Source organism: Microbacterium sp. Mcb102 (assembly GCF_024519805.1).
Classification (GTDB): Bacteria; Actinomycetota; Actinomycetes; order Actinomycetales; family Microbacteriaceae; genus Microbacterium.
On the sequence record NZ_JALJRG010000003.1, the window covers coordinates 24,742 to 33,578 of the forward strand.

The 8,837-nt window shown below is 70.2% G+C and carries 11 protein-coding genes; 6 read left to right on the forward strand and 5 right to left on the reverse strand.

From position 1 onward, the window contains the following. Positions 1–112 precede the first annotated feature (112 nt). From OC372_RS09015 to OC372_RS09025, 3 genes are read left to right on the forward strand one after another with little or no spacing between them, the layout of a single operon-like run. The gene (locus tag OC372_RS09015) at positions 113–817 is read left to right on the forward strand and encodes a hypothetical protein (protein WP_262001599.1); all 705 of its coding nucleotides are present in this window, start codon (positions 113–115) and stop codon (positions 815–817) included. Next, positions 814–1,374 (forward strand): hypothetical protein, encoded by a 561-nt coding sequence (locus tag OC372_RS09020; RefSeq protein ID WP_051662546.1) that lies wholly within the window; start codon positions 814–816, stop codon positions 1,372–1,374. The genes OC372_RS09015 and OC372_RS09020 overlap by 4 nt, the downstream gene beginning before the upstream one ends. Next, positions 1,371–1,970 (forward strand): hypothetical protein, encoded by a 600-nt coding sequence (locus tag OC372_RS09025; protein ID WP_105711275.1) that lies wholly within the window; start codon positions 1,371–1,373, stop codon positions 1,968–1,970. The genes OC372_RS09020 and OC372_RS09025 overlap by 4 nt, the downstream gene beginning before the upstream one ends. On the opposite strand, the gene OC372_RS09030 is transcribed toward OC372_RS09025, so the two are convergent. Continuing rightward, positions 1,925–3,325 carry a hypothetical protein gene (locus OC372_RS09030; RefSeq protein ID WP_262001600.1) on the reverse strand — a complete coding sequence of 467 codons (1,401 nt, stop codon included), beginning with the start codon at positions 3,323–3,325 and terminating at the stop codon, positions 1,925–1,927. The two genes, OC372_RS09025 and OC372_RS09030, sit on opposite strands and share 46 nt — an antisense overlap. Before the next feature lie 43 nt (positions 3,326–3,368). Next, positions 3,369–3,929 carry an acyl-CoA thioesterase gene (locus OC372_RS09035; RefSeq protein ID WP_262001601.1) on the reverse strand — a complete coding sequence of 187 codons (561 nt, stop codon included), beginning with the start codon at positions 3,927–3,929 and terminating at the stop codon, positions 3,369–3,371. Positions 3,930–4,060: 131 nt separating this feature from the next. On the opposite strand from OC372_RS09035, the gene OC372_RS09040 reads away from it, so the two are divergent. Next, positions 4,061–4,570, forward strand: coding sequence for a GNAT family N-acetyltransferase (locus tag OC372_RS09040; RefSeq protein WP_168429446.1), 510 nt, complete (start codon positions 4,061–4,063; stop codon positions 4,568–4,570). A 37-nt stretch (positions 4,571–4,607) separates the two neighbouring features. Continuing rightward, the gene (gene coaE / locus OC372_RS09045; protein WP_262001602.1) at positions 4,608–5,240 is read left to right on the forward strand and encodes a dephospho-CoA kinase; all 633 of its coding nucleotides are present in this window, start codon (positions 4,608–4,610) and stop codon (positions 5,238–5,240) included. Here coaE and OC372_RS09050 read toward each other — a convergent pair. Genes OC372_RS09050 through OC372_RS09060 form a run of 3 tightly spaced genes read right to left on the reverse strand, consistent with a single transcriptional unit; the run spans position 5,215 to position 7,810 of the window. Then, a complete protein-coding gene (locus OC372_RS09050; protein ID WP_262001603.1) occupies positions 5,215–6,132 on the reverse strand; it encodes an NAD-dependent epimerase/dehydratase family protein in 918 nt (305 codons plus the stop codon). The two genes, coaE and OC372_RS09050, sit on opposite strands and share 26 nt — an antisense overlap. Further along, positions 6,129–6,911, reverse strand: coding sequence for a MaoC/PaaZ C-terminal domain-containing protein (locus OC372_RS09055; protein WP_262001604.1), 783 nt, complete (start codon positions 6,909–6,911; stop codon positions 6,129–6,131). Before OC372_RS09055 ends, OC372_RS09050 begins: the two co-directional genes overlap by 4 nt. Continuing rightward, positions 6,908–7,810, reverse strand: a complete 903-nt coding sequence (locus OC372_RS09060; protein ID WP_262001605.1) for an SDR family oxidoreductase — start codon at positions 7,808–7,810, stop codon at positions 6,908–6,910. Before OC372_RS09060 ends, OC372_RS09055 begins: the two co-directional genes overlap by 4 nt. Before the next feature lie 192 nt (positions 7,811–8,002). Between OC372_RS09060 and OC372_RS09065 the strand changes: the two genes are divergently transcribed. After that, entirely contained in the window at positions 8,003–8,761 is a 759-nt protein-coding gene (locus OC372_RS09065) for an enoyl-CoA hydratase family protein (protein ID WP_262001606.1), read from the forward strand. Positions 8,762–8,837 lie beyond the last annotated feature (76 nt).

Sequence of the window (8,837 nt, forward strand, 5' to 3'; positions counted from 1 at the left end):
TGAGCACGGCTCCGGGAACACCCCTTCTTCGCCCGCATGACGCGGAAAGAAGTCTCGTTCTTGCGGAAAGCAGAGGAGCGATCAGCCGCGCGCGCGGTCCTAAGCTGTTGCCGTGACCACGACGCCGCCGGAGAGCCCCGCCCAGGGGCAGGATCCGGCCGTCACCGCGGCGAACGCGAGCGCGAGGGCGAAGGTCCTCGGCTGGGCGCGACGCAGCATCGACCTGATCCCGACGTCCTGGCTCATCACCGGCGCCGGAGCCGTGCTGCTCGCGACCACCGCCGTCTTCGGCGGACTCGAGGCCGCGGCCGTCGATCCCACGCCGGTCGTCGAGGTCGGCGAGACCTTCGCGGGCTCCGATCTCGAGATGACCGTGCTCGGGGTCGAGCTGCGCGACGAGCTGAGCGCGGAGAGCGGTCGAACCCTGGTCTTCCCGGACGAGGAGAAGAGCGAGCGAATCCTGGTCGTCACGGTCGACGTCGTCAACACGTTCGACAAGCCCCGACCGTCGACGGCGAACCCCCCGCAATCCCCGGTCCTCGACGGCATCCGCATCGAGGGTCTCGATGAGAAGGGCGACGTCTTCCGTGCCGACGACGGCGAGCGCGCGCCCCGGTTGCAGCCTGACGTCCCCGCCCGCATGCTGCTCACCTGGACCGTCGGGCCGGACGACTTCGACGACGGCGACGAGATCACTGTCACCCTCCCCGAGTCGGACCACTACGTCGGGCAGAGCGTGATGCGCGGCGACTACTGGGTGGACGTCCGCGTCGGAGCGACGCTGACGGCGACCATCGACGAGGTGCCGCTCCCGTGAAGAAGCACATCCTGATCTGGGTCGCCACCGTGGCGTTGCTCGTCTGTGCGTGGGGCGTCTCGAAGGCGACGCTTCCCGACGACGCCCCGAATGCCGCGTTCGCCTCGGTCGCGCAGATCGGCGAACAGGCCTCCACCCGCAACCTGGTCGCTACCGTGACCGACGTGCACCTCGCGGATCGGGTCACGGATGCGGAGGGCTGGTCGGCCGACGGCACCTGGCTCGTCGTCGACCTCGAGGCCGCCACCGGCGTGACGCAGGATCAGAGCGGCTCACGGCTCGCGGAACTCACGATCGGCGACCGTACGTTCAGCGCGACGGATCGCGGCACCAGCTTCGTCGATCAGCGGCTGGTCACCGGTGTCCCCCGCTCCGGGAGCCTCGCGTTCGAGCTCCCGGACGACGTGACCGGCGACCGCGCGACGCTCCGCCTGGGCATGCCGGGGTCCGGCCTCGGAGAGGTGGTGCGCGACACCGTGATCGAGCTGTCGATCGACCTCGCCGCGCTGCCCGTCGAGGCCGAGGTGCTCCTGGACGAGAACGGCTGGGCCCGATGACCATCCCCCTCCCTCCGGTACCGCCCGCGCCTCGGGAAGACGCGGAGGCCGCCGCCGCCCCGGCGAAGCCGCCCTCCTGGTGGCGCCGCAACACTCTGGCTCTGGTCGCACTCGTCGTGCTGCTGCCGGCGACCGCCATCGCGGTCGGGTGGCAGGAGTGGTACCAGTTCTTCGGATTCGGGGCCCGTGCGGTCACACCGGTGGTGGTCGTCGAGGACGAGACGACCGATCTCGCCGGCGCGACCTGGGGGCCGGTGCGCGGTGGGGAGATCGAAGATCTCGCGGGTCTCGACGTCCCTCCTAACACACGCCTGATCGCCGTCGGGGTGCCTGTGGATCCTGATGCCGAGGGGATCGGGTGCGAGACGCCGACCCTCGTGGAGCAGTCCACGGGGCGCGAGTGGGGTCCCGTCCGCGCGGAGATCGGGCTGGACTGGAGCGCGGACGAACCGGAGACCTGCCTCAGCGAGCAGGCCGGCGCCTACGAGATGATCGTGCCGTTCGTGGTGCCGGAAGATGTCGAGGGCCCCTTCTGGGTCGACGTGCGCCCCTACGACGCCGGCGGGTCCTTCGTGAGGTTCGAGTTCGAGCCCTGACCCTCGACGCTGTCCCTGGCGGGCGCGGTGACCATCGCGGCGGCGACGGCATCCACCGATGACGGCAGGAGTCCGGCGGCATCGGCGACGGCACGCATCTCTCCCTCCGCCTCCGAGACGCCCACCGTGTCGGTGCGGTCCTGCTGCCGCTTGCGCAGCCGCGCGAGGGTGGCGTCGTAGGCCCCGCTGATCACCGCGATGCGCACCGGCTCCATGAGCAGCAGCGGCACGAGCGACACGAGCGGCGCGGCGATCGCCCAGAACACGTACTCCTGTGGGCCGACCAGCCGGGTGATGCCGAAGCCGAGGTACGACTCGAGCGCCTTGACGATGACGTAGAGCAGCGCGTAGGAGCCGACGAGGAGTGGCCCTGCGCGCCACATGAGCAGCAGTGCTCGCCCGATCGGGCGGAAGCGGGCACCGAGCTCTTCGCCGAGATCCTTGAGCCGGCGCACGAGCGGGTTCGGGATCACGGCCGCGTGTTCGCGCACGCGGGCGATCAGCTCGCTCTCCACACGCAGCTTCTCGGCGACGATCGCCTGGCCGAACACCACACCGGCGATGGTCAGCCACGCGAGCGGAGCGAGCAGCACCGGCCCCGCCTCGGAGAGCAGCCAGCCGATCCCCTCCCAGAGCCAGCGCAGCGGGGCGACGGCATCCAGGATCTGCTCTCTGACCGTCTCGAGGAAGGCCATGGCCGCGCGGCTGTCGACCCACGCCTTGATCGTGTCGAAGATGTCGCCGAGCACCATCACCGAGAAGAAGACCCAGACGACCTCGAAGTAGACCGCGACCGGCGACAGCCACTTCGCGAGCTTCGCCGACCACTTCGACCACGCCCAACGGCCGGCGAAGGCGAGCACGATGATCGAAAGGGTCCACACGTTGATCGGCAGGTTCAGCACGGTGTCGACCGAGCTCACCGGACCTTCGCCGTTGGCAGCCGCCGTCCAGATGACGCCGTTGCGCACCTCGAGAGCGCGCAGCGAGTATGCCCGCACGTCTTCGCCCAGCAGCCCCTGCGCCCAGTAGACCGCGAAGAAGGGGAGGATGCCGGCGAGCAGCGCCGAGAGGAAGGTGCGGCGGCGGTCCGCGGCCGCCTCGGGCAGCGGCGCGACCTCCTGCAGGTTGCGCAGCCCGTCGCGCAGGACCAGGAACATCGCGACCAGGCTGATCAACCGCGCGAGGATCCCGATCGGAAGGGCGAGGAACCCGAGGGTGGCGGAGTACGCGCCGATGAACCCGGCGACCTCGGTGATCACGTAGTGCACCAGCACGCCGGCCAGATACCACGCCATGAGCGCGGGCCAGTGTCGCCACAGCACGCGCCCGGTGGTCTTCAGGATCGCCAGCACACGGTCAATATATCGTTGCCGCCGACGGGAGCTGCGGACGGGGTCAGCCCCAGACGCTCGGCGCCTTCACCCGCACGGGCGGGAGGGCGGATGCCGCGGCCCAGTCGTGCACCCACGCGTCGATCTCCGGCACACCCTCGGGCTTGCCGACCGCGGCGAACAGCTCCTCGTTGCTGACCGTGCCGCCGGTGCGACGCAGCATCCGCGCCCGCACGATCGCCCGGGCGTAGACCTCGCCGTCGACCACGGCGCGGTGCTCCAGGAACAGCGCCTTCTCGTCGTGGCCGATGAACCGCGACTGCACCTCGAACCGCTGCCACAGCTGCAGCGACTTGCGGAACGTGATCGTCTCGCTGGAGACGACCGCGTACCACCCCTGAGCCTTCATGGCATCGAACAGTCCGGTGCGGATGAGCTGATCCCAGCGTCCGAGGTCGAACAGCGACAGGTAGCGCCCGTTGTTCATGTGCCGCAGGATGTCGAGGTCCGTCGGCAGAGTGGTGACGGTGATGCTGCCCACCGCCGTCGGGTCGAGGGTCTTCCCCCGCCGCACGCGGCGCCGGGCACCGAGGATCACCAGGAGGGTCCGCCAGATCACGTTCACGAGGATCGATCGTAGCCAGGCGTGCACGATTCGCGAACATCGTTGTACGAACCCTCCAGGCCGGCACGCCGAGCGTCATCGAACATCCACTCGATTTCTCCTTCACGGACGCCGCGCGTAGAGTCACGATCATGAGCGCCGAAGCCCAGCCTGAAGTCATCGTCCGCCCGGTCCGTGATGTGGATGCGGAAGCCCTCGGTCGCGTGCACGCCCAGTGCTGGCATGAGACCTACGACCACCTGATCAGCAAGGCTGCGCTCGAAAAGGTCTCGCCCCGGCGCATGGCCGAGCTGTGGACGCACTGGGCCTCGCAGGGTCCCGAGTTCAAGATGAACGCCGCGCTCGTCGACGGCGAGATCGTCGGATTCGTCGGCTCCGGCCCGGCCCGCGACAAGGATGCTCCGGCGTTCCGCGAGCTGTACTTCATCTACCTGCTCGACGCGTACCACTCCACCGGCATCGGACAGAAGCTGTTCGACGCCGCGGTCGAGACCGACGAGCCGCTGTACCTGTGGGTCGCCGAGGACAACCCCCGCGCGCACCGCTTCTACACGCGCAACGGTTTCCGCCTCGACGGCGCGACGCACACCGAGCCGTTCCTCGGCGAGACGCTGACCGAGGTCCGCTTCGTCCGTCCCTGACGAATCCGGGCACCGTGCAGCGGAGCCGGTGACGGCCATGACCGCCTCCACCCTGGTCGGGCTCACCGGCGGCATCGCCGCGGGTAAGAGCACGGTCGCACGCGCACTCGCGACCCACGGCGCCCGCATCGTGGACGGTGATGCCGCCGCACGCGACGTCGTCGACCCGCGGACGCCCGGCGGGGCGGCGCTCCTGCCCCGCATCGCCGCGCTGCTGGGCGACGAGGTGCTGGCCCCGGATGGGGCGCTCGACCGGGCGGCCGTGGCGGCACGGGTGTTCGGCGACGACGCACTGCGTGGTCAGTACAACGCGCTGCTGCGCCCGGCGATCCTCGACGAGGTGGCCCTGCGCATCGCGGAGGCCCGGCACGATCCCGGAGTCGTCGTGCACGAGATCCCGCTGCTCAACCGCACCACCGCACCATTGCCCTGGACCTACGACCTGGTGGTGACGGTCGAGGCCGTGGCGTCGACACGGTTGCAGCGTCTGCAGAACGACCGAGGGCATGACGCCGCCGAAGCGGAGCGCCGTATACGCGCACAGGGCGAGGAGGCCGACCGCGTCGCGATCGCCGATGTCGTGCTGCGCACCGACGGCACCCTCGACGAGACGCTGCGCGCGACGGCTTCGCTGTGGGCGCAGCTCAGCGCAGAGCGTCCACCGCGGTGACGATCTCGGCCAGCGCGCGTTCCACGTCGTCGCGCGCATAGCCGAGCAGCGCCGTCTCAGCCGGATCAGGCTCGTAGGCGATCACCGCGCCACGCCCCTGGACGATGAATCGGTCGGGCTGGAACGGATGCTCCTCGTCGCGCTCCTCGATCACGTGCGCGCTCCCTGCAGCATCCGCCAGCAGCTGGAAGTAGCCGCGGTAGGTGAGGTTGCGGTCGCCGACGAGGTAGGCGCGACCGCCCTCCCCGGCGTCGAGCGCGCCCCGCGCAGCCTGCGAGAGCGACCGCACCGACATGTAGTTCGTGCCGCCGGGAGGGGCGAACAGCTCGGGCTCGTCGAGCTCGCCGCGCGTCCACGCGATCATTCGGGCGAATCGGCGCACCCCGCGCTCGTCGGCGCCGACGATCGACGGCGGGTTCAGGGTCATCGCCGCGAAGCCGTCGTCACTCAGCGCCCGGGTGCGCTCATCCGCATCACGGCGGGCGGCGACGTACGGGATGCGCTCCGCCCACTCGGGATGCAGCTGGTGGTAGTAGCTGCCGATCTGCACGAAGCGACCGACCCCGGCAGCCTTGGCGAGCGCCGCGAACCGCGGCACCCCGACGCTCTGCGTGCGGTCCCAGAACGTGTCGTCCTCTTGATCGGCCGGCACGTGACGGATGTCGTTGCCGGCCGCGAACACGATCGCGTCGAAGCCCTCCAACATGCGCGGCGAGGACTCGGCGTCGGTGTAGTCACCTCGGAGCCGCGGCATCCCGTGGACCGCACGCGGATCACGGTCGGACGGATCGCGGCGGGCCATCACGGTGACCTCGTCCCCGTGCGCGGCGAGGTCGGCGGCGACATGGCTGCCGATCATCCCGGTCGCACCGACGACCAGCACCCGGCTCACGCGAACACCGCCCGACCGTCGGAGATCACGGAGACCCCGTCGCGGCGCAGCTCGAAAGCGCCGTCGGGCCAGGACTCGAGGTCGAGCGCGTCGCCCGGGATCACGGGTCCGCTGAAGCGGCCCTGGAGTGCGATCAGATCGGCCGGATGCGCGCCCTGCTCGGCGGCGAGCGCGAGCGTGGTCGCGGCGAGGGTGCACAGCCCCTGCAGGATGGGGGTCGGCTGTCCGATCCGGGCCGACGCTTCGGGGTCGATGTGGATGCGATGGCGGTCACCGGTCAACCGGTACAGGGCCGCCTGGGTCGCGAAGGTCTGCACCACGGAGCGCCTGCCCTCCGGCCGCTCGGTGGATGCCGCTCGCGCGGGCCCCCGCTCTCCGCCGAATCCACCGACGCCGGGGGCGAACAGCGACCACGTCGCCGTGAACTCGTCGCACTCCACGATCACGTCGAAGATCGCCGCGGAGCCCTTGTCCCAGACGTCCCCCACCCGGGCCGAGAGGCGCAGTTCGCCGGTACGGGGCAGCGGACGGTGCACCTCGAGCGTCTGCGAACCGTGCACGGCACGGTCGTCGAAGGCCCCCGCTGCGGCGAGGACGTCGGGCGCCCACTGCGCGAGCGTGAGACCGAAGGTCGGCAGCACCCGCAGCCGATCCTCGAACACGAGGTCGAGGTCGGTGGCCGCCGCACCCACGGCGAGGGCGTAGAGGATGGCATCCTTCTCGTCATAGGCGACGGTCCGCTCACCGAGATCGCGGCCCGCCCAGTCCGCCGCACTCATGCGCCGTACACCGGCTCGGGGTCGACACTCTCGGCGACGAGAGCGCGCACGGCATCGCCGACCTCCGCGGCCGACCACCGCCGATCGAGCTCGCGGACCGGGCCGTGGCGCCAGCCTTCCTCCAGGCAGATGCGCCCACCCTCGACCTCGATGACGCGGCCGCTGATCGTGCAGTCCGCACTCGCGAGCCACGCGACCACGGGAGAGACGTTCGCGGGATCCATCCGGTCGAAGCCGTCTTCGGGCGCGGCCATCGCGTCGGCGAAGGGGCCCTCGGTCATCCGGGTGCGCGCAGACGGGGCGATCGCGTTGACCGCGACGCCGTAGCGTCCCAGCTCGGCGGCCGCGACCAGGGTCAGGGAGGCGATGCCGCCCTTCGCCGCGGAGTACGCCGCCTGCCCGATGCTGCCCTGGAGCCCTGCACCCGACGAGGTGTTGACCACCCGGGCCAGGGGCTGCCTGCCCTCTTTCGCCTCGGCGCGCCAGTAGGCGCTCGCGTGGCGCAGCGGGGCGAAGTGCCCCTTGAGGTGCACGCGGATGACGGCGTCCCATTCATCCTCGCCGGCGTTGACGAGCATCCGATCGCGCACGAAACCGGCGTTGTTGACGAGGATGTCGAGGCGACCGAACGCGGAGATCGCCTGGTCGACGAGCTCTGCGGCCTGAGCGAAATCGGCGATGTCGGCTCCGTTGGCCACGGCTTCGCCACCCGACGCGCGGATGATGTCGACGACCTCCTGCGCAGGCCCGACCGACACGCCTGCGCCGTCGAGCGTCGTGCCGAGGTCGTTGACGACGACTGCCGCGCCCTGCCGGGCGAGTTCGAGCGCATGCTCGCGCCCGAGACCACGACCGGCGCCGGTCACGATCGCGACGCGACCTTCGAGGATTCCTGCCATGGATCGACTCTCCTTTGAGACTGTCCGGCTGATGAGCCGGCACCGACGGCGCGCGACGGGAGTGCGGTCGCGGATGACGATGCGCATGATCCTACCAACCAAGCAATTGCTAGGGCAAATGCGGTGAAGGGGTTATGAGCCAAACCAAGCAAGTGCTAGGGTGCCTTGAGCAAACGTTAGGTTAGGTGTCCGATGACGATCACTTCCACCCTGCATCCTTCCGGTGTCCGCACCGTGACGATGGACTACCCGCCGGTGAACGCCCTGCCCGTCGCCGGATGGTTCGACGTCGCCGCCGCGATGCACGAGGCCACCGCCGATGCGGCGACGCGCGTCGTGATCCTCCGGGCGGAGGGCCGCGGGTTCAACGCGGGCGTCGACATCAAGGAGATGCAGCGCATCGAGGGCTTCTCCGGCATCCTCGGCGCCAACCGCGGATGCTACGAAGCATTCAAGGCGATCTACGAATGTGCGGTCCCCGTGATCGCGGCCGTCAACGGCTTCTGCCTGGGCGGCGGGGTCGGGCTCGTCGGCAACAGCGACGTGATCGTCGCCTCCGACGACGCGACCTTCGGTGTTCCCGAGGTCGATCGGGGTGCCCTCGGTGCCGCCACCCACCTCTCCCGCCTCGTCCCGCAGCACATGCTCCGCTCGATGTACTACACCAGCCGCACCGTCACCGCCCAGCGGCTGGAGGAGTTCGGCTCGGTGACCGCGGTCGTGCCGCGCGCCGAGCTCGACGATGCTGCACTCGCGATCGCCGAGGAGATCGCCGCGAAGGACCCGCGCGTCATCCGCGCAGCCAAGGAGGCGCTGAACGGCATCGACCCGATCGACGTCAACCGCAGCTACCGGTTCGAGCAGGGCTTCACGTTCGAGCTCAACCTCGCCGGAGTCGCCGATCAGCACCGCGACGCCTTCGTCGCGACCGGCGAGAACCTGTCGACATGACCATCGCGGCCTCCTCTCTCCCGGAGGTCGCCTCGCTGATCCACGACGGCATGACGATCGGGATCGGCGGGGGGGG